20 protein-coding genes and 2 pseudogenes are annotated in these 19,233 nt (G+C 39.3%); 8 read left to right on the top strand and 14 right to left on the bottom strand.

What is annotated here, in order from left to right; all coding sequences use genetic code 11:
- Nucleotides 1-441, top strand: a pseudogene (locus BACCOP_RS08950) (transposase); the annotation flags it as partial.
- An 83-nt stretch (nucleotides 442-524) separates the two neighbouring features.
- On the opposite strand, the gene BACCOP_RS08945 reads toward BACCOP_RS08950, so the two are convergent.
- Nucleotides 525-1,688, bottom strand: coding sequence for an IS4 family transposase (locus tag BACCOP_RS08945; RefSeq protein WP_007568430.1), 1,164 nt, complete (start codon nucleotides 1,686-1,688; stop codon nucleotides 525-527).
- A gap of 105 nt (nucleotides 1,689-1,793) precedes the next feature.
- On the opposite strand from BACCOP_RS08945, the gene BACCOP_RS08940 reads away from it, so the two are divergent.
- On the top strand, nucleotides 1,794-2,177 hold the full coding sequence (locus BACCOP_RS08940) for a VanZ family protein (protein ID WP_040311970.1): 384 nt from the start codon (nucleotides 1,794-1,796) through the stop codon (nucleotides 2,175-2,177).
- An 83-nt stretch (nucleotides 2,178-2,260) separates the two neighbouring features.
- Here BACCOP_RS08940 and BACCOP_RS08935 read toward each other — a convergent pair whose 3' ends face one another.
- From BACCOP_RS08935 to BACCOP_RS08920, 5 genes are all read right to left on the bottom strand, one after another.
- A complete protein-coding gene (locus tag BACCOP_RS08935; RefSeq protein WP_007568428.1) occupies nucleotides 2,261-2,764 on the bottom strand; it encodes an RNA polymerase sigma factor in 504 nt (167 codons plus the stop codon).
- 187 nt (nucleotides 2,765-2,951) lie between these two features.
- Nucleotides 2,952-3,428 (bottom strand): CYTH domain-containing protein, encoded by a 477-nt coding sequence (locus BACCOP_RS08930; RefSeq protein WP_007568427.1) that lies wholly within the window; start codon nucleotides 3,426-3,428, stop codon nucleotides 2,952-2,954.
- A 15-nt stretch (nucleotides 3,429-3,443) separates the two neighbouring features.
- Entirely contained in the window at nucleotides 3,444-3,581 is a 138-nt protein-coding gene (locus BACCOP_RS20655; RefSeq protein WP_007568426.1) for a hypothetical protein, read from the bottom strand.
- 70 nt (nucleotides 3,582-3,651) lie between these two features.
- Nucleotides 3,652-4,767 (bottom strand): peptide chain release factor 2, encoded by a 1,116-nt coding sequence (prfB, locus tag BACCOP_RS08925; RefSeq protein ID WP_007568425.1) that lies wholly within the window; start codon nucleotides 4,765-4,767, stop codon nucleotides 3,652-3,654.
- A gap of 122 nt (nucleotides 4,768-4,889) precedes the next feature.
- On the bottom strand, nucleotides 4,890-6,695 hold the full coding sequence (locus BACCOP_RS08920; RefSeq protein ID WP_007568424.1) for an AMP-dependent synthetase/ligase: 1,806 nt from the start codon (nucleotides 6,693-6,695) through the stop codon (nucleotides 4,890-4,892).
- 96 nt (nucleotides 6,696-6,791) lie between these two features.
- Between BACCOP_RS08920 and BACCOP_RS08915 the strand changes: the two genes are divergently transcribed.
- From BACCOP_RS08915 to BACCOP_RS08905, 3 genes are read left to right on the top strand one after another with little or no spacing between them, the layout of a single operon-like run.
- Nucleotides 6,792-7,856 carry a M20 family metallo-hydrolase gene (locus BACCOP_RS08915; RefSeq protein WP_007568422.1) on the top strand — a complete coding sequence of 355 codons (1,065 nt, stop codon included), beginning with the start codon at nucleotides 6,792-6,794 and terminating at the stop codon, nucleotides 7,854-7,856.
- A 24-nt stretch (nucleotides 7,857-7,880) separates the two neighbouring features.
- Nucleotides 7,881-8,909 (top strand): M20 family metallopeptidase, encoded by a 1,029-nt coding sequence (locus BACCOP_RS08910; RefSeq protein WP_007568420.1) that lies wholly within the window; start codon nucleotides 7,881-7,883, stop codon nucleotides 8,907-8,909.
- Nucleotides 8,906-9,334 (top strand): SufE family protein, encoded by a 429-nt coding sequence (locus BACCOP_RS08905; RefSeq protein ID WP_007568418.1) that lies wholly within the window; start codon nucleotides 8,906-8,908, stop codon nucleotides 9,332-9,334. Before BACCOP_RS08910 ends, BACCOP_RS08905 begins: the two co-directional genes overlap by 4 nt.
- A 69-nt stretch (nucleotides 9,335-9,403) precedes the next feature.
- Here the strand turns inward: BACCOP_RS08905 and BACCOP_RS08900 are convergent, their stop codons facing one another.
- Nucleotides 9,404-10,624 carry a class I SAM-dependent methyltransferase gene (locus BACCOP_RS08900; protein ID WP_007568416.1) on the bottom strand — a complete coding sequence of 407 codons (1,221 nt, stop codon included), beginning with the start codon at nucleotides 10,622-10,624 and terminating at the stop codon, nucleotides 9,404-9,406.
- Nucleotides 10,625-10,668: 44 nt separating this feature from the next.
- Between BACCOP_RS08900 and BACCOP_RS21075 the strand changes: the two genes are divergently transcribed.
- Nucleotides 10,669-11,160, top strand: a complete 492-nt coding sequence (locus tag BACCOP_RS21075) for a hypothetical protein (RefSeq protein WP_083779568.1) — start codon at nucleotides 10,669-10,671, stop codon at nucleotides 11,158-11,160.
- Between the two features lie 271 nt (nucleotides 11,161-11,431).
- Here BACCOP_RS21075 and BACCOP_RS08895 read toward each other — a convergent pair whose 3' ends face one another.
- The 7 genes and pseudogenes from BACCOP_RS08895 to BACCOP_RS08865 form a co-directional block, all read right to left on the bottom strand.
- The gene (locus tag BACCOP_RS08895) at nucleotides 11,432-11,653 is read right to left on the bottom strand and encodes a DUF2795 domain-containing protein (protein ID WP_007568411.1); all 222 of its coding nucleotides are present in this window, start codon (nucleotides 11,651-11,653) and stop codon (nucleotides 11,432-11,434) included.
- 63 nt (nucleotides 11,654-11,716) lie between these two features.
- Nucleotides 11,717-12,286 carry a cob(I)yrinic acid a,c-diamide adenosyltransferase gene (locus tag BACCOP_RS08890; protein ID WP_007568409.1) on the bottom strand — a complete coding sequence of 190 codons (570 nt, stop codon included), beginning with the start codon at nucleotides 12,284-12,286 and terminating at the stop codon, nucleotides 11,717-11,719.
- A 15-nt stretch (nucleotides 12,287-12,301) separates the two neighbouring features.
- Entirely contained in the window at nucleotides 12,302-12,982 is a 681-nt protein-coding gene (locus tag BACCOP_RS20265) for an O-methyltransferase (protein ID WP_040311969.1), read from the bottom strand.
- A gap of 107 nt (nucleotides 12,983-13,089) precedes the next feature.
- Complete coding sequence (locus tag BACCOP_RS08880) at nucleotides 13,090-13,575, bottom strand: ferritin (RefSeq protein ID WP_007568407.1); 486 nt, start codon at nucleotides 13,573-13,575, stop codon at nucleotides 13,090-13,092.
- A gap of 254 nt (nucleotides 13,576-13,829) precedes the next feature.
- Nucleotides 13,830-15,214 (bottom strand): annotated as a pseudogene (locus BACCOP_RS08875) (cytochrome-c peroxidase).
- A gap of 52 nt (nucleotides 15,215-15,266) precedes the next feature.
- Entirely contained in the window at nucleotides 15,267-16,049 is a 783-nt protein-coding gene (locus BACCOP_RS08870) for a cytochrome c biogenesis protein (RefSeq protein ID WP_007568404.1), read from the bottom strand.
- A gap of 33 nt (nucleotides 16,050-16,082) precedes the next feature.
- Complete coding sequence (locus BACCOP_RS08865) at nucleotides 16,083-16,982, bottom strand: cytochrome c biogenesis protein ResB (RefSeq protein WP_007568403.1); 900 nt, start codon at nucleotides 16,980-16,982, stop codon at nucleotides 16,083-16,085.
- Nucleotides 16,983-17,377: 395 nt separating this feature from the next.
- Between BACCOP_RS08865 and BACCOP_RS08860 the strand changes: the two genes are divergently transcribed.
- Together BACCOP_RS08860 and BACCOP_RS08855 are read left to right on the top strand one after the other, a co-directional pair.
- Nucleotides 17,378-17,617, top strand: a complete 240-nt coding sequence (locus BACCOP_RS08860) for a hypothetical protein (RefSeq protein WP_007568402.1) — start codon at nucleotides 17,378-17,380, stop codon at nucleotides 17,615-17,617.
- Nucleotides 17,618-17,878: 261 nt separating this feature from the next.
- Nucleotides 17,879-19,204, top strand: coding sequence for a TolC family protein (locus BACCOP_RS08855; protein WP_040311975.1), 1,326 nt, complete (start codon nucleotides 17,879-17,881; stop codon nucleotides 19,202-19,204).
- Nucleotides 19,205-19,233 lie beyond the last annotated feature (29 nt).

Raw genomic sequence — 19,233 nt, 5'->3', positions numbered from 1 at the left:
GAGGGTATATGCAAAAGCTCTCAAAGGTATGTTACCTTAGCCGTCTGGTATCCGATGGACGGGAGGACAGACAAGTGGCAGCTTTACTTCTCTACAGACGATTCCATGGATGGACGTGAGGTGCTGGATTATTACAGAACCAGGTTCCAACTGGAATTTTGCTTTAGAGATGGCAAGCAGCATGCAGGAATCACCAACTGCCAGTCAACCGACTTCAGGAAGTTGGATTTTCACTTCAATGCATCGCTCGCAGCTGTCAACTTGGCCAAAGCGGCATGTAAGAGGCTCGGAATAGCCTATTCCATATCCTCTTGCAAGTCATTCATACACAATGCTTATATGCTTGAACGATTTATTTGCGTGTTCGGGATTAACCCAGACATGCAAGTTATTGACAAACTTTTCAAAGAACTCATTTTATTTACTGCCAGAGCCGCTTAGGCTTGGCGAATTTTTAACGAACTATTAATGTATTACATAAGGACTTATCCTCTATCACTACTGTCCACTAAAAATGGACAAGGTTAAAAATTAAATAAATTCGGTTCACTTGAATCATATCGGTCTTTGACATTTTTGAAATTCGATTTGTCAAACAAGTCACTGAGATGTGTTTTGTCGGTCAGAGAGATTCCGAGTATTTGGAGAATTTCATAGACGCTACGTTCTAATTTCATATCGTGTTGGACTATTGCTACTAAGCAGTAAGTGATTATCGCACAATAGATTTGCATGCGTACAGCGTTTTCCGATGTTCCCCAGAACTTCTTAATCCTGAGGTGGTGTTTTATCCATTTGAAGAACAGTTCAACACTCCATCTGTTTCTATAAAGCGATGATATAAACTCTGCAGATGCGTCAAGATTATTTGTCAGGAAGATGTATCGTGTACCGTCTTCAGGATTTTCAATGATGAGTTTTCTAAGTTCCTCAGGGTAATCCTTAGAACTTTTATAAACCGTAAAGCATCCGATTACATCCGATACTACACCTTCTGGCAATCTTCGTTTCCAGGTTTTAGGCTTGATCCGTACATTTGTTTTGGCTCGTACAAGGAAGAAAGCACCTATACGATTTATTGTATTAAGGTTGCTGAAATCGTTATACCCTCGGTCGAATATATAATGCGCTCCTGATTCATATGGAATCTCAGGCATAGCCTTTGAATCGTGAATATTGGCAGGTGTAATATGCACAAATGCAGGTACTTCCGCTTCAATATCGTAGAGCGTATGCAACTTTATTCCGCCTTTATGTTTGCGAAATTTAGCCCATTCAAACACTGACAGGCACAGATCAATCGTTGTAGAGTCAAATGCATAAACATGACCGTCAAGTTCGAATATTTTATTGATTCTACGCTTGCGGGCCTCGGCAATCATGAATGTTGCGTACTCTTCGAAGATGCGGTAGTTACGTTGCTCATTAGCCTTACTAAGATTGCTCCGAGTTACAGACTTCCCGATTCCGAGATGGTAAAGTTTTCCAGCATGAGCTTCCATAGCCACAATCAAATCTCTAAGACTATCTCGATTGGATAGCTGACCGAACATCATCGTAAGCAGCTGATTCCAACAGGTATAGCTCTTGATATACTTATCGCCTTCATACTTTGTAACGATACGATTGAATTTACTTCGGTCAAGGAACTTAACTAATTGGGCAAAAATATATGGGTCTTTATGCATAACGGTCTGAAAATTACCACAAAAGTAAATTCAAATCCGTTCTCCCAAAAATCTCCTATAACAAATTGAATTTCAATAATTTCAAAGAACTTCTATGATTTTTTAGTGGACACTAATGATCCTCTATCAATAATAACAATCACCGTAATCTGTTATTTATCTTTCTTTACTCCTCCTCAAACAGAATTAAACAACGTTCCGTTTATTGATAAAATAGTGCATATTTGTATGTATGGAGGCCTGACCATGGTCATTTGGTTCGAATACCTAAGACTGCATAAGTTCATCGTATGGAAAAAACTAATCACAGGAGGTATTATATTGCCAATCTTCATGAGTGGATGTATTGAACTGTTACAAGCTGCATGCACAGACAACCGAAGTGGTGACTGGCTAGATTTTCTAGCCAATAGCCTGGGAGTAGGATTAGCATTGCCAGTCAGCTATTATATACTCCGCCCTATAATAAAGAGATTCCTGCAAAAATGAGAAACTCCGGGAACTTCACAGCCCCCGGAGTCAATGAAAAACGTTATTAATTATTTTTAAAGATAGAGAGTTTTTTCACAATTTCAACGGAAGTCCTTCAGTTCTTCCTGCAACTTTTGCCGGGTAAAATAAATACGGCTCTTTACAGTACCAAGTGGAAGCCCCAGCTTATCTGCTATCTCACGATACTTGAACCCTGATACGTACATAGAAAATGGAATGCGATATTCCTTAGGCAAAGCATTAACTATGCGACGCATTTCCTTCAAATCATAAGAACCTTCAGTTGAATCACCTTCAATGTCTATATTCTGATTCAAATAAAATTGATTATCGGTCTGGTCTACATAAGTCTGATCGCGTAAAGCCTTACGATAATTATTAATAAAGATATTACGCATGATGGTATAGATCCATCCCTTGAAATTTGTTTCAGCTGTATATTTATCTTCATTGTCTAAAGCCTTCAATGAAGTTTCCTGAAGGAGGTCATTTGCTTCTTCGCGATCTGCTGTCAACTTATAAGCAAAATTCAATAATTCTGTCTGAACGCTCAACAGATCCTGAGCAAAATTAGCAGTTCTCATAATTTTATAATTGGTGTTTGAGATTAATATTCTTGTTTCGTTTGGTACTGCAATATTAGCTCATAAACGGACAACCAATTTCATAAAATCAGATTATACACAGGGGAATATCTATCATATAACAGTTTTTACCCCCTTCTGTAACAGTTTACAGGTGGTTTTTGAAGGTTTCAGAAAAAATAAACTGTTATTTTTTCCATGTAGAGTATGGTTCTTTCATCAGAAAAGAATTGTAATATCTCACCTGCCCTGTCACTTCTTCTCCAAGAAAAGCAGGAGATGAAAATGTTTCTTCCGCGGTAGAGAGTTCTACTTCGGCAACAACGAGTCCATCATTTTCGCCATAAAACTCATCTACCTCGAAAGTATGATTATCAAAGTTTACCAAATAACGTGTCTTATCGATAAGTCCAGGCTCGCAAAGTTTCATCAATTCTTCTACTTCGTGAAGCGGAATCTGACGTTCCCACTCATAGCGACTTAACCCCGACTCATCCGAGGGCCCTTTTATTGTAAGAAAACCTTCCTTATCGCGGATACGTACTCTCACAGTTCTCCCACGAGCACTACAAATATAACCTTGCTTTATCCGGCTTTTACTGTCAGCCAGCTGACGATAGGAATCATCCTTCACCAAAAACTTACGTTCTATTTCCTGTGCCATCGTGGTTATCGTTTTTTAAGACAATGAATAAAGGGTCATAATCAAGACAGCCAAAATAATTAAAGCTACACACAAATACTTTATCAAACGATTTGCTTTTTCTTCTTCACGCTTGCTGTAATCTTGCTTCTTGTTATGTTTTTTATTTCCCATAGCTAGTATATTTAGATTAAACTTTAAATTTGAATGTGCGACATATTATATCAAAAAGAATCTATTCTTCTTATGCCTCGCTATCGGAGAATTCCATCAGATATGCCTTGATGAAACCATCAATTTTACCATCCATGACTCCATTCACATCGGATGTCTGGTAATTAGTACGATGATCTTTTACACGACGGTCGTCAAATACATAACTGCGAATCTGTGATCCCCATTCGATCTTTTTCTTTCCGGCCTCAACCTTTGCCTGTTCTTCCATACGATGCTGCAATTCTTTATCGTACAAAATAGAACGCAACTGACGCATTGCATTTTCTTTATTCTTAGGCTGGTCGCGAGTTTCGGTATTTTCAATCAAAATTTCTTCTTCCTCACCAGTATAAGGATCTTTATACTGATAACGCAAACGTACTCCTGATTCTACCTTATTGACGTTCTGTCCACCGGCACCTCCACTTCGGAAAGTATCCCATGACAAACGAGCAGGTTCTACAACTACTTCAATGGAGTCATCTACCAATGGAGTAACAAATACCGATGCAAAAGAAGTCATTCGCTTACCCTGAGCATTATAAGGTGAAACACGAACCAAACGATGCACACCATTCTCTCCTTTCAGATAGCCATAAGCATATGCACCTTCTATATTCATGGTAACAGTCTTAATTCCAGCTTCATCACCTTCCTGTAAGTTTGCTACCGAAAGCTTGTAGCCGTTACTTTCAGCCCAACGCATATACATACGCATCAGCATAGACGACCAGTCCTGACTTTCTGTACCGCCAGCTCCTGAATTGATTTTCAATACACAATCCATCTGATCGGCCTCAGAACGAAGCATATTTTTCAATTCCAATTCTTCAAGAGCCTGTAAAGATTTAGCATAAGCCTCATCAACTTCCTCTTCAGTCACTAATTCATCTTTATAAAAATCGAAAGCCAGTTCCAGTTCATCTGTCAATGTCTTTACTGCATTATAGCCTTCAATCCATCCCTGCAAGCTCTTCACCTTTTTCATCTGTGCTTCTGCTTTCTTAGCATCATCCCAAAATCCTGGAGCTTGCGTACGAAGTTGTTCTTCTTCTACCTGTACCTTTTTATTTTCTATATCCAAATAACGATAAAGGGCTTCAGTACGTGTCTTTACATCTTTTAGCTGTTCTATTGTTATCATATTGAATCTCTTGTCTTTTATTCGAATTGCAAAATTACATATTTCGTCTGTTAAGTAAAAACAGAAGATAAAGATTTTGGCAGCCCTAAAAACAAACCGGTTTTATTGCAGCCTTACATCCTTTACTCTTCGTACATTTTTTCTATTTCCTTAGCATAATTTTTCATCAATACCGGACGCTTTATTTTCAGCGTATTAGTAAGTTCACCCTTTTCCATACTGAAAGGTTCTGGCAGCAGAGTGAAACGTTTTATCTGCTCGTAGTGGGCGAACTCCTGTTGCAATGTATCAATACGCAAACGGAACAGATCCAGTATTTCCTGCTTCTGCAACAAATCTTTCATATCAGTATACGCTATATGATGTTCTTCCGCATACTTCTTTACTTGCCCATATTCAGGTACAATCAAAGCCGAAACAAATTTACGCTGGTCGGCTATAATAGATATCTGATCTATATAACGATCTACGACCAATTTTGTTTCGATGGCCTGGGGGGCAATATACTTTCCGTTAGAGGTTTTAAACAAATCTTTAATACGTTCTGTCAAAAATAAGAAGCCGTCTTCTATATAACCGGCATCCCCTGTATGAAACCATCCATCTTCAGTCAACACTTGACGTGTCATTGCTTCTTTCCGATAATAACCTTTTGTTATTGTCTCGCCCCGAAGAAGAATCTCATTGTTTTCCCCTATCTTTATTTCCAGATTTGGCATGACACGACCTACAGAACCAATACGGAAACTATCAAACCAGCAACAAGATACTGTAGCCGTAGTTTCTGTAAGTCCATAACCTGCAATCATATTTATGCCTACTGAATGAACGAATTCTTCCACCGCACGCGGAATGGCAGCTCCTGCAGTCGGGAAGAAATTTCCATTCTCAATACCAATTGTCTTTTTCAGTAAGCTATAAATTGTTTTTTCATAGAACTTATATTTCATATGCAACAATGGAGGAGGAGTCTTACCATTCATCAGATAAGTTATATTATGCTCTTTTCCCACCTTTAAGGCATCAAGCATTAAACTCTTCTTCAACCCTGTTGTCTCATTTATTTTTTCCTGAACTCCTGCATATACTTTCTCCCAAAAACGAGGAACACTGCACATTGCAGTAGGACGAATCTCCTTAATAGTTTTCTGTATATCCTGCGGACGTAGATTAATACAAAGTAAACATCCCTTATTTATACAATAATAACTCCAAGCACGTTCGAAAATATGAGTAAAAGGAAGAAAATTCATAACGACATCCGATTCTCCTAAGGTCGTCAACCGACCATCATGTGCCGCAAAAGCAGCTTCATAACACGAATGATGCAACATGACTCCCTTCGACTCTCCTGTTGTTCCAGAAGTATAAAGGATATTGACCAAATCTCCGTTTCCCGACTCAGAGGTGCGTTTGTCTACTTCTGCCTGGAACTTTCTCTCCATTCCTAACTTCAGGAAATCCGAATAATATATAGAATTTGTATCAGAAGCAGAGCGCTTTACCTTCGGATCGAATATAATAATCTGTTTCAGTGTTTTACATAAATTCTGCACACGACAGGCTACGTCATACTGGTATTGTTCTCCCACAAATAAAAAACGGATTCCAGCATCCTGCAATATATAGTGTACCTGTGCTTCCGAACTCGTAGCATATAATGGAATGGTAACAATCCGACTTCCGAACGCACCAAAATCCGTATACAAGCATTCCGGCATATTCTGAGAAAAAACGCCGATATTTTCCTGAACTTCTGCCCCCAATGCAATCAAAGCATTCGAAACCCAATTTACCTTTTCAGCAAACTGATTCCATGAAACAGATATCCAGCTTTCAGTTTCATAGTCACGATATTTTAAGGCTATACGGTCACCATATTTTTTTGCCTGCCGGCAAATCAAAGTAGATAAATAAGAATTACTCATTTAAAATTTAGTTATTTTATTATCGCTAAATGCAAAGATAGAGTTTAATTTGGAATAAATGAAGTATCTTTGCTGCACAAAACAGAATCTTTTTTTATGTTAGACATTGGTTACTACACATCTGAAGCATTAACATTACTTCAAGCTCTAATCGGTATCCCTTCTATCAGCAGGGAAGAAGAAGCTGCTGCCGATTTTTTACAAAACTATATAGAAGAAACCGGTATCATGACCGGCAGATCAGGAAATAATATCTGGTGTATCAGCCCGATGTTCAATACTCAACGCCCAACTATATTGCTTAACTCGCATATAGATACCGTAAAACCAGTTAACGGCTGGCGCAAACAACCTTTTACTCCTAAAATGGAAAACGGTAAGCTCTACGGCCTAGGAAGCAACGATGCAGGCGCCAGTCTGGTATCTTTATTTCAAGCATACCGGTACTTGTGTGCGACTGAGCAAAATTACAATCTCATCTTCCTTGCTTCATGCGAAGAAGAGGTTTCCGGCAAAAACGGAATAGAAAGTGTTTTACCACAATTACCTCCTATTACATTGGGAGTCGTTGGCGAACCGACAGAAATGAATCCTGCTATTGCAGAAAAGGGGTTGATGGTACTTGATGTTACTGCACGTGGAAAAGCCGGTCATGCAGCACGCGAAGAAGGCGATAATGCAATATATAAAGTACTGAGCGATATAGAATGGTTTCGCACGTTCCGCTTCCCGAAAGAATCTTCTTTACTGGGACCTGTCAAAATGAGTGTTACACAGATTAATGCAGGTACACAACATAACGTTGTGCCAGACATATGTACTTTCGTTGTTGATATCCGAAGTAATGAATTCTATTCTAATGAGGAACTGTTCAAGGAAATCACTTCTCATATCAGCTGCGAGGCAAAAGCACGTTCATTCCGTCTCAACTCCTCACGTATAGACATTAATCATCCGTTTGTACAACGGGCTGTTGAACTTGGAAAGACGCCTTTCGGATCTCCTACACTTTCCGATCAGGCGCTTATGCCTTTCCCTTCGGTAAAAATAGGTCCGGGCAAATCTTCACGTTCGCACACTGCTGATGAATATATCATGGTAGCCGAAATAGAAGAAGCTATCGGCAACTATATCTCAATATTGGACGGACTAAAATTATAAACCACTCATTTAAAAAAGAAAACTATGCAATTACTCCGAAAGATATTCAATTTGTTTTATCTGTTGTTGGCAGGAATACTCCTTCTTACAGCTTGTGGCAGCAGTAACAATAAGAATAGCCAAGAAAACGAAAACAACAGTACGCCTTTAGTCAAAGCTCCTGACTTCAATGCTGACAGTGCCTACATCTATGTAAAAAAACAAGTAGATTTTGGTCCCCGTGTTCCAAACACGGAAGCCCATCGTGCCTGTGGTGATTATTTGGCTAAACAATTGGAGAGTTTCGGAGCTAAGGTTTACAGCCAATACGCCGACCTTATGGCCTACAACGGCACAATATTGAAATCACGTAATATTATTGGAGCGTATAATCCTGATACTAAAAAGCGTGTTCTGTTATTTGCACACTGGGACACTCGCCCGTATGCAGATGCTGGCGAAGAGAAACATCACCATACTCCTATCGATGGAGCAAACGATGGAGCCAGCGGCGTTGGTGTTTTACTGGAAATAGCACGCCACTTACAACAGCAGGCTCCAGCTATCGGAATCGATATCATATTTTTTGATTCGGAAGATTACGGCACTCCAGATTTCTATGACGGTCCTTATAAAGCAGACACATGGTGTCTGGGATCCCAATATTGGGGACGCATTCCACATACTCCCGACTATAAGGCACGCTTCGGTATATTGCTTGACATGGTAGGAGGGAAAAATGCGACATTCTATTACGAAGGATATTCCAAACGTACAGCCAGCCAGCCAATGCAAAAGATTTGGGATATAGCCCACAACCTAGGATACTCCAAACATTTCATCAAAAATGACGGTGGAGAAGTAACCGATGACCATGTATATGTAAATCGTTTCAGACAGATACCATGCGTAGATATCATTGACTTCAATCCTAATAATGGAGAAGGTTTTAATCCTACCTGGCACACCATAAACGACAACATGGATAATATTGACAAAGCAACTTTACAAGCTGTTGGTCAGACTGTCATGACAGTAATATATAACGAAAATAATAACAAGAATAAAGTATGAAAACAATCAACGAACTTCAAGACGAGGTAATCGAAGAATTCAGTGACTTCGACGACTGGATGGATAAATACCAGTTACTTATCGACTTGGGAAATGAACAAGAACCACTCGATGAAAAATATAAAACAGAGCAAAATCTGATAGATGGCTGTCAAAGCCGTGTATGGCTTCAGGCTGATATGGAAGATGGAAATGTAGTCTTTCAGGCAGAAAGCGATGCCTTAATAGTAAAAGGTATCATTGCTTTATTAATCAAAGTTGTATCAGGACATACCCCCGATGAAATTTTAAATTCCGATCTCTATTTTATTGAAAAGATCGGGTTAAAAGAACATTTGTCACCAACTCGTAGCAATGGCTTACTGGCTATGGTAAAACAAATGCGTATGTATGCTCTGGCCTTCAAAGCAAAACAAGCTGAATAAATATAATCAATCTTCAAGACAATAAAAATGCCGCTTTTCATTTTAGATAGAAAAGCGGCATTTTTATTGTCAGCTAATATTCTTTTCAGAGTTAAGTTTCTCACATTTAATCAATACTTTATCTCCATTGGCAAGAGTTGTGGCAAATAGATAAACATCCCCACCCTCTTTTAGCTTCAGCTTCTTACGGAGCTCGGCCACCGTAGAAGGGAAATTACGTACTGTCAGATTTGCCTTCTCTACACCTTGCAAAAAACTTTTCAATTCCTTTTTCCCAAATCCCGATACAGCCAATACCCGGAAACAACGACCGGGAAAATCTACTTCCACATCCGAAGTATACAAATGACTATTAGCGTGAAGTTTTTTCACACCATATCTCTCTGACAAAATACGGTAAGCTCCTGCTTTCAATAAAGCGGCTCCCGGTTCATAAAGATAGCTCTCTACCTTTTCAGCCAACGTACATACAGCTTTCTTCTCCTCCGAAATCGTAAAATCGAGGTGTTGATGAACGAAGTTATTAACAACCTGTTTACAACTTATAACAACCTCATTATCAATACCCTTACCCTCACTTTCCCCTTTATCAAGAATAATTATCAACTCTTTACACTCGTTATTAACAGCTACAATATGTATTTCACTCACATACTTCAGTTCGTTTAATGCCGAAGCCATATCAAGCATTGGGGAAAGCTTTATCATTACCGTATGCGCTCGTTCAACCAACAAATCCTCGAGTGCACATACATCCGGTTCACAATCAGCAATCAAAACAGTCTTACCACCATTACTGTCGCGACGAGCTGGATCAAGAAACAAACAATCTACTGGTTTCATTGTTTTAAGAAACTCAGTTCCATCTGCTTGATGTATCCTCACATGGTTCAGACCTAACAACGGAAAATTATGCTGTGCCAGCTCACACAATACTTCCTGTCGTTCTACATAGTCTGCCTGATTAAAGTTACGAGCTATAAACGAAAAATCTACTCCTAAGCCTGCTGTTAAATCTGCAAAGCTATCTCCTTTTACTAATGAAGCCTTATATCGTGCAGTAACTTCCGATGAACATTGTTCCATAGACAAATGCTGCGGATAACGTACCCCTTCGGTCTGCGCCCATAGAGGAATCTTCTTTTCAGCAATCTGCCATCCCGCTATCTGTACAACAGCCTCAGCCATATTTACATCTGGATACTTTGAGGCTTGTAAAGCAAGTTGCCGTACATCTTCATGACGATTTTTACAAATAAAACAGGATGTTTCAGGAGATATTTCTTTCATTTGATTTTATGTTTTCAGAGAAATAAAACAACTTCACTTTTCCAATAAAAGTAACAAATAAACGAGTAGGAGGAAAACGAAGTAGTTTTCTTCCTACTTTCGTTTTCCGACCTCTCACACCACCGTACGTGCCGTTCGGCATACGGCGGTTCTTTACTATGGATGCCTTTCGTATTCTTCGAAAGACACTTCCACGACATCTTCTTCAACCATCCATTTGTAGGTCTGCGCTCCTTTATACCCTTCGGATTCCGTCCTATCTCTTTAAAGGTAGCCCAATACTTCTGTTTTGGTTTTATGCATTCGTTCCAACAAACGGTAGTTTTCAGTTATGCCGTTTAAATAAAGTTTGGTCCTTCCCTATAGGCATACATGCCTTGGGTACTACGACCTCTGCTGACTTCTCACGGCAAGCTTTACTCCATCATGGTACTTCGAATCATTCATCCTCACCATATGTCCGTGAGACCTCCTCGGATAAGGGTATTAACTTTCAATCTTATGTCTGCTCCATTTACACTAACCGTCCCGAATAGCTATAGGGCTTTAGTTTGTTTCGCAACCTTACCCACGGTCATATGCCTTATATGAAGTTTCTGTTCGTCAGACCAGATGTTTGCCGCCAGCTTCTTTCAGATTCCAACTCGCGATGGACACCCTTGCTTTTGGCTGTATGATTCCCGCTATTAGGGCTCATTGGGGACTTGCACCCGTTAGCTAATACTCATGCCGAGCATACAAAAAATATCCCACTAAAAATAATTTTTAGCGGGATATATAAAAACAGGAACGGAAGTATACACTTCCTTAATATTCTTCCTCGTTGAAGAAAAAATCTTCTTTACTCGGATAATCCGGCCAAATATCTTCTATGCTTTCATAAATTTCGTCTTCATCTTCCATCTCCTGCAAGTTTTCAATAACTTCCAGCGGTGCTCCTGAACGCATAGCGTAGTCGATTAACTCATCTTTTGTAGCAGGCCATGGTGCATCTTCCAGCTTTGAGGCCAATTCCAATGTCCAATACATAGTATCTTAGTTTTAAAAAGTTTTACATTCTATTATTGAGCCACAAAAGTATAACAAATTCTTTCATTTGCAACTCTTATCCCAATAAATTTCATCATGCTGTGTTAATTGATTTAACTTTCTGGAAAGAATAAACAAATAATCAGACAATCTGTTCACAAATTGCTTTATTTCAGGATCAATTATACAATTTTCATGTTCTTCCAGTGCCAATATTCTACGCTCAGCACGGCGACATACCGTACGGCAAACATGACACAACGATGCAGAGAATGCTCCTCCCGGAAGAACAAATGCCTTCAATGGGGGCAAAGAGTTATCCAGTTCGTCAATAGCAGTCTCCAAACGCTTTATTGCTTCAGCAGAAATCTGACTTTCTACATGCAGTTCAGTCACAGACTGGTCTGTTGCCAAATAGGCCCCGAGTGAAAAAAGCTTGTGCTGGATATATAAAAGAAAGTCACAAATCGCAACATCCTCTACACAGGTTGCTAAAACACCAATATTAGCATTCAGCTCATCCACTGTACCATATGCTTCCAAACGTATATGTGTTTTAGGAACTCTCATTCCTCCAACCAGCGAAGTTGTTCCACCATCTCCCGTCCGGGTATAAATTACACTCTTTTTCATAGTACAAATATGTTATTAAAGGAAATTCACAATGCGATGTTCTTTTATCCTTTTTTTATCAAAAAAGACCAAGCCCACATCATACAAGTCGAACGTCACTCCAGTTCTTGAATCAGCTACAACCTGCTTCCACCATTGACGTTTTTCTTTAGTTGCATAAGGCGAGCCTATAAAAAAACAAGTCCTTGAAGTAACATAAGGAAGAAGCATGTCAAATGCTTCCTTATAATAAGGAGTAAAAGCAATATGCACGATATCCGGACAAGACTGTCCCTCTACACGACTTCTCAACAGAGAGAGGACATTTCCGCAACGATAATCTACCTCAGGAGCATCTTTCAGCAAAGATATAACTTCTTCGTGTTCTTTCCCTTCATCAAATGTATACAAAGGCACATGCTTCGCTTCACTCATATACCTAGCCGATAAACCACTACCGGTTCCTACTTCAAGCATATTCCGAGGCTGCAAATGATTCACCAAACGAAATAACAACCGATCCGTTTTTTCACGATAATGAGGCAAGTTTTCAACTTGTTTTCTTTTGGCATGCAACAAATTATAGGCATAAAATGCCAAACGCTCATAAACGACAAAAGTTATCAGAAAAAAATCGGAAGGAGAATGTACTCCATATCCACACCGATGGCGGAAACGACAGCACCAATTCCATCCACGTAAAAACAGGTTCGGCATAAATTATCTTCTTTAGTACGGTGAACAAAGATAGAAAAAATATTGCCATCCGAAAATTATCGGATGGCAATATATCAATAGACTAAAAAAAACAATCTACATCTTTTTTACTTGCGTGAGCCCAGTTTATCATCCAGATACAAAATACCTGCATGATCACCGCATTTCTTCAGCTTTTCAACGATACCCTGAGCTGTAGCTTCTTCTTCTACCTGTTCACGAACATATCCCCACAAGAAATCTTGAGAAGCCTTATCTTTAACCTCAGAAGCTACATTTACCAAATTGTCAATCAATTCAGAAACGTGGCATTCATGTTTGTAAACATGTTCGAACACTTCGAGTACGCTACCCCATCCTTGTGGAACAACATCGATTTTATCAACCAACGCAACTCCACCACGTTTTGCTACGTAATCAGCAAGATCATAAGCGTGTTGCAGCTCTTCCTGAGACTGTAGCTTCATCCAATGTGCAAAGCCATCAAAACCTTCTTTCTTCAAATAGAAAGACATAGACAAATAAAGATTAGACGACCACATTTCAGCTGTAATCTGATCGTTGATTGCTTTTTGTAATTTTTCTGAGATCATAATATCTTTAATTTTAAAAGTAGTAATCTTACACTACTTTATAAACAAATGAAATGCCAACAATCTTTCTCTACAGTAAGTTTTTATGAAATATTAAGTCACCAAGGTTATCTTTGAACAATTCTGCCAAGTTGTCACAGTTCAATCTGAAACAAAGATAACAGAGGTTTGACAAAAAGGCACGGCAGAGAAAGACAAACAGAGAAGAAATATCCCATCATCAAATGACAGGATATTTCAAGATACAAATAGTCTTAGTGCACGTCATTGTCATTAACCAGCAACTTACCTTGATATTCACCGGTTAATGTATGCAGGAATGCAACAAGCTGCTTAACTTCCTGATCATTCAAATCGACACCTATTTCATATTTAGCCATTGCCTTGACGGTTTCATCAAGAGTAGCCTGTGTTCCATCATGGAAATAAGGAGCAGTCAGAGCTACATTACGCAAGCCAGGTACTTTGAAACGATGTCTGTCTCTTTCATTTTTTGTTTCCTTAAAACGTCCATTATCCTCAATGGTCAACTCAGTACCTCTGTCTGCGAAATAGTCATGCTTAATACCCAACAATTCATACGATTGTCCTCCCATATTTTCTCCAACATGACAAGTGGCACAGTTATATTTCTTGAACAAATCGTAGCCAGCCAGTTCATCTGCAGTCATAGCTGTTTCATCTCCTTTCAGGTATTTATCGAAACGAGAGTTAGGAGTAAGCAATGTTCTTTCAAATTCCTGAATAGCATCGGTAATATTCGCCTGATTAAAGCCGTCAGGATATACTTCCTTAAAAGCTTTCGAGAAGTCAGCATCTGCATTCAATTTTTCACAAATCTCATCAAACGAAGTACTTGCCATTTCCACAGGATTCAAAGGAGGACCAGCCGCCTGATCAGCCAAAGTTGCTGCACGTCCATCCCAAAACTGCACAAAATTATAATGTGCATTATATACCGAAGGAGCATTTACACCACCAAATTGTCCACCAACTCCTTCAGAATATTGCTTATTATCCACTCCTCCGGTATTCAGACCATGACAAGAAGAACAAGAAACCGTATTGTCTGAAGACAAACGTACATCATGGAAAAGCAAATTTCCTAATATAACCTTACGAACGTCGACAGCCACTGAATTCTGAATCGGGCGAATGGTTTCATTATTCCATTTCGCATCAGCAAGTAAATTCGGATAAAAAGCAGCACGCTGTTCTTTCGCCCAATTTAATGCCATCTGCTTTTCAGTATCACTCAGTGAAGCTCCCCAATGTATCAAATAATATTTGACCATAGGCATAGACCCATCAAGAATTACTTTTTCCACCTTTGCCAAATCTACTTCACTGATTTTTTCCCTTTCTTCAGCGCTTCCATCATTGGATCCATGTCAAAAGAACGATACGCCAACCGAATATCTTCCTTTACCAATTTACCGGCAAAAGGGAAGTTCGCATAAAACGGGAGTTGAGGATTTGCTGTATGACATGCCATACACCCACTGCTCTCAATGATTTCCGCCATCTGAGCATTACTGTCCAAACTGGTTGAAGGAGCCTTATTCACAATCCGGTATGTACCGAAAAGTACTACAGCCACCACCAACACTGACAGAATAATCTTAGAACTTTTCTTCATAATTTGTTAGTTAGAGTTAAACAACTTGGTCTATTTATCACTATTTTAATATTCAGGAACGGTTATATAAATGTATGCTTTGCTGGGCAGAAGGAAGATAATTCACACCATACCAGCACATTTGAAGAGAAAGAAAAGAAACAATCAGGACCCAATACAATGTACGTGGAGACGAACGTCGGAATAGCCGCAAATGTATATACAACAAATATCCCGCCCAGGTAAAAGCAGCCCAAGTTTCTTTGGGATCCCAACTCCAGTAATGCCCCCACGCAGCTTTTGCCCAAATAGCTCCGGTAAGCATACCGATAGTAAAAAAAGCAACCCCGGTATACACCAGGTTATCAGCAGCCTCCAGATAATTTTCCCGATGACGGTAAAGCCCCATACAAGAAAGAATAAAAGCACATCCCAATACGGAATAAGAAAACATATAGACTGTGACATGGGGTACAAACCAAAAGCTTTGCAAAGCAGGCATCAACGACTGGTCATGAATTTCAGGCTTCAAAATATTAAGTAAAACAAACACAGTTCCTACTATTGTAGAAAAAGCCAAAATCCAACGGTACTTCCACCGAAGATAAGTAAGCAGTCCAGACACTCCCATAAAAAAAGAATACCAAAGCCGTGTTTCTCCCATGGTACGTAGCGGAGGGCGCTGTAAACTAATCCAGAAGCCAGCTATAAAAACGCTCAAAGTTATTGTGCCCAACACACTCAATATGACTGCCATACGACTTTTTACGTTGGAAAACAAAGCAAATCCAGCTCCCAATATCCATAAAGCCACAGCAACGATAGCAAACAAATAGAAATTATCCCAGGTTATCATTTCCAAAATCGGTTAACTTAAATAAACAGACAACTAATTTTGCTTTTCAGCAGAAGATGCATCACTTCTCTTCGGTCCTTCCAGAAACAAAAGAAATCCTCCCACCAGCATCATTATAATTCCGGCCAACATGACATATTTTAGCGGTTCACGCACTATTTGTACTACGCAATATGCTGGTTCAGGCGAATGCATATCATACGATGTAAGGTAATAATCCTCTCCCCAACCTGCACTATATGGATGGTTTACCTCCAAACGAATTACTTGTTCATCAACAATAATATCTGCAAAAAAATGCCGTGGAGTGCCATTAGCATAATGTTCGACTGCAAACTCTTTCAGTTGAAACGGTTTATCTAAAAAAACGGTTCTTCCCTGAGAAGTAAATGCTTCATTATTGGGCTTATCACGAAAAACAGGAAGACGCAATGTTTGTTCACTGGCACTTCCCACAAAACCGGCAAACAAAGCCAGCCATAATCCAGCATGATTCAGAATAAAACGCCAATGTTTTTTTCCAGACAGCAGATAACGACGAACGGTAATCATTCCCAAATGGGTAAGCAAACTAAAAAGTCCGGCTACAAATATCCAGGATGACATAAAATTATAACACCCCAACATTGCAAATGGCCCTTGTTTTCTGGTAGCATCTTCAGGCGACAACTGTGGAAATAAACCAATCACCAGACATCCGGCCAAAAACCAACCTAATGTCCATCGTGTAGCAGAGGAAGAAAGTAAAATACGGACTATAACCCAATTGCGCAATTCTTTATAGCCATACCATATCAGAACTATCCATAATAATGCTATTACAGCATTCAATGGAAAAGCAAAAAACTCAAATGAAAAATTTCCAAATATGCACTGTAATACTACCGATAGCAGAAACAGCAATGAAAATAATAGGCTAGTCGTTAAGTTCATTCATCTTTGGTTGGTGAAATAAACACAAAGATAATACATATTTGCTATTATTACATTTTTAATATAAAAAATAATACAGACTCTTTTAAATAAAATGCATCTGGCTCAAACCAATTAACATATATACTAAAACAAGAATCTCTCGGCTCTCTTTGAAGAAAGCATTTCTATCTATGATGGATTTCAAAAAGGCTGGTTAAGTTACCAACCCCTATCATTCTATATTTTCCAATTAATTGATTGGATTGCTCCTATAGGACTTATATTATTCATTTTTAATTTTAAAAAAAGACTCAGATAATGGACGAAGTAAAAACGCACTGGGACTCAATGAGAATTCCCCCAAAAATGAAATATCTAATGCCCATTCAACACAACCCAATACATCATCATCCTTGGGCGATAATTCGGCAGAATCAATTCTCACATTCTTCTCCTATGCAGTATTAGTTTTAGGACTTATAGGTTCTATCATTATTGGCATTGTTGTAGGTGATGACAATGAAGCATTAGGCTGGGGCTGTTTCTTCGGTGGAGTAGTTTCTGTAATCATTACTTGGGCTGTATGTATGGTGATTATTAACATTTCCAATAACATACGGCAAATAAAAAAACATCTTCAAGGAAGAATTTGACAGATAGGATTGAGCGCATCAACCGCCATACCAATTAACCAATAAACAAAGTTCATATGAACATCAAGCAATGCATCTATTTATTTGCCGCAATTGCATTTTCACTCTCATCTTGTAGCGATGACAGCGGCATGGAAAATGATTTTGAGCCTAAGACTCATCTCTAGAAAAAAGGCAAAAATGAATATTATCTTCTTAAAAGTGAATATTGCCCTATTTGGAAACCCCTCTATCTTTGCAGTTGATTATGAAAGTATTGATATGAAACAACTAATATTCATTTTTACCGTTGCATGGGGTGCTGTAGCAGGCAGCCGTGCGCAAGAGGTGCTTACTTTGGATGATTGTCTTCGTTGGGGTATTGAAAATAACCTTTCTCTCCGGGGACAGCGCAATGAGATTCAAAAAAGCAAATATGCTATTTCTGAAAACCGTGCCAAGTTATTACCGCAAATTAATGGAGTGGCTAATTTTAACGACAACTTCGATCCTCCAGTGTCCGTAACAGACGGTTCTGCTTATGACAAACCTTATAATGTAACCCAGACGCTGCAGTATAATGCCGCAGCCGGATTGCAGCTTCAAATGCCACTCTATAATCAGACGGTTTATACCGCTCTTTCCATTTCGAAGGTATTGGATGAAATCAGCCGTCTGTCTTATGAAAAAGCGCGCGAGGACTTGATGATGCAGATTGCTAAGATGTACTATCTGGGACAGGCCACGGCCGAGCAGATAACGCTGGTTAAAGCCAATATTGCGCGTCTGGAGGAATTGCGTGACATTACGGTGGCTTTCTATGACAATGGCATGGCTATGGAGGTGGATGTGAAGCGTGTCAATATAAACCTGGAAAACTTGCAGGTACAGTATGACAATGCACAGGCCATGCTGGCTCAACAGCTGAATATGCTGAAATATGTGATGGATTATCCGGCAGAGAAAGATATAACGCTGGAACCGGTGAATGCTGAAACTATTGCTCCGATTGAATTGACCGGCTTGTCAGAAAATCTGTATGAGCTTCAGTTGCTTCAGTCGAAGAGCGACTTGGCAGAACGGCAGAAAAAGATGATTTCCCATGGATACATTCCTTCACTTACATTGACGGGCAACTGGATGTATACGGCTTATACGGATAAGCTTCATCATTGGTTTCATTCCGGCCCCTCCAATCATTGGTATCGTTCTTATGGTTTAGGCTTGGCACTGCGTGTCCCTATTTTTGATGGATTAGATAAGAGGTATAAAATTCGCAAGGCGAAAATTGATCTGGAGAATATTCGTTTGGCGCAAGAGAATACGCGGAAGAATCTGGAGACACAATATATCAACGCTACGAACGATTTGATGAATAACCAACGCAATTTCAAGAAACAAAAGGATAATTATCTTTTGGCGGAGGATGTCTATGAGGTAACATCTGACCGCTATCGGGAGGGTATTGCCTCCATGACAGAGGTTTTACAGGATGAAATGCGTATGAGTGAAGCGCAGAACAACTATATCAGTGCGCATTATAACTATCGTGTAACTCACCTTTCTTTGCTGAAGTTGACTGGACGTGTAGAAAGTCTGCTGAAGTAAGTTCTCAATTATTTTATTCATAGTCAATG

Origin of the sequence: Phocaeicola coprocola DSM 17136 (assembly GCF_000154845.1) — a bacterium.
GTDB classification, from domain to species: Bacteria; Bacteroidota; Bacteroidia; order Bacteroidales; family Bacteroidaceae; genus Phocaeicola; species Phocaeicola coprocola.
The sequence above is the reverse complement of the archived record's forward strand: the minus strand, read 5'-3'. Positions and strand labels throughout refer to the sequence as shown.